Consider the following 1,798-nt stretch of genomic DNA (forward strand, 5'->3'; position numbering starts at 1 on the left):
GGTCAATAAGCTCTGGGGAGACGTAGGTGCCGAACGTGCTCTTCAGGAAACGCTTGTCTTTCTGCTCAACGATGAATCGATAGAGAACATTCCCAATATAAGTGGCAAAGACCCCGAAGATAGGTGCCACCACGGGTACAATGGTCGATTGTCCAAATCCCGGTACGTTTATCTTCGACCAGTTGCCCATTAACAGTTTAGCCAGCCACAGCGGATCAGCCGTAAAGGCACCGATAGCGAGACTGACGAAGACCAGAAGTTCGAGAATGATGAAAATACCGGCAAGAAGCGGATTGAGGAAAGATATTAAAGCATAAGCAATCAGAGAAAGAGCCGTTATCAGGAGAATGTGAGGCAGACGAGACTGTTCCGACCAGCCCACTTCGCCACCATAAACATTGATGAAATTCTGGTCCAACAGCGTCTGAATAGCATTGCCGTGAAATTCTACCCCCGGCATAAGATTTTGTTCACCGACAAAGTTGTAGAATGACGTCTGCTTAAAGTCGTGGAGAACCTCCACAGAAACACCGATGAGCACTATTTTGTTGTAGAAGGGTGATTCGGTGACATCTAATTCCACACCTATACCCAACTCTTCCATCAGTTCCGCTCTCATTTCAGGATCGTCAATCTCTTCCAGCCATTGGGGAATCTCACCCGGCAAGAACTGGCTCATCCAGTCCGTATCCTCATCGAAATCGTTTAGATCCACATCAGCCACATCGACCACGTTGGAAAGGGGATAACGGTTGAACGTCTTCCATGCTTCACTCTCGCCTATGTTTACACCGGACGGAGGACCGTAAACATTGACGAGAAACCGACCGTCGCCGCTGAACAGCGGTATCTGAAGCGGACCGTAGGTCAAAACTGATGCATCGTCATTGAGTAACGGCAGTGTTGTATCAGACAAATCCCAGTACTCATGTACGGCTTTGATCCCCAAGGTAGAATACCAGGTTCCCGGTTCCTGCGCCAATTGGAGAAATGTGTAATACTGCCGCGAAAAACCGTCCTTATCCGGAGCTTCGTTGACGAGACCGTAACTCGTGGCCGTTGATGTCAGGATATCGTTGGGGTACTGTATATACTGAGGTGGAATTCGAGTAGGCTCCTGCACGAGTTTCGAGGCGAGAATAACCGAGGTGCCACGGGCTTCCACTTCTTTGATCGCTTCTGCAAAGACGCTGTCACCGTGAGTCGGAACCAACTCACTGAGGCCTCTCTCCTGTAAGTCAGAACGAATTCCTTTCAGATACTCCGACTGTCTGTCCGGCGAATCAAACTGAATATCGAAGACAACTACTTTCGCTCCCGCTCTGGATAGGTTCTGTATCACCATCGCCCACACTTCACGCGGATAGGGCCATGTCCACGGGACGAGGCGGTAGCTCTCATCATCAATATCTATGATTACAACTGCAAGACTGTCTTTGGGGATTTCACTTCGCGCCGCCCAGCCGGAGAGAGGACCACGCGTGCGGAAGGCGAGATCGATTGTCTTCAGTTCAAGAGTGTCAAATGCACCAATCCGGTGCAGAAAAAAGACTAGCGCAAGCACACCAAAAGTAATCCCGATACCGACGGCTTGCTTGCGGAAGAAATCGATGATCTTCGCCATAAGAAGGTTTGGATCCTAACTCACTAAAATACATAATTCAGCGAGAATTTCACAGCCAATGTTCCCAGCTCCACTTCGTCCGCAACTTTCTTTATCTTTGTGGAGAGAGTCAGCCGCGTTGATAGAGGTTTAAAAGGTTTGAACTCAAGTCCGGCATTCATGCCGAGAAAAGTG

1 protein-coding gene is annotated in these 1,798 nt (G+C 49.1%); it reads right to left on the reverse strand.

The genetic code is table 11. The features are described 5' to 3' along the window. Window positions 1-1,624, reverse strand: a 1,624-nt coding sequence (locus QF669_04495) for a CHASE2 domain-containing protein (GenBank protein ID MDP6456703.1), incomplete at its 3' end; no start/stop codon positions are given. Window positions 1,625-1,798 lie beyond the last annotated feature (174 nt).

The organism is Candidatus Neomarinimicrobiota bacterium, from assembly GCA_030743815.1.
Taxonomy (GTDB): Bacteria; Fidelibacterota; Marinisomatia; order Marinisomatales; family S15-B10; genus UBA2146.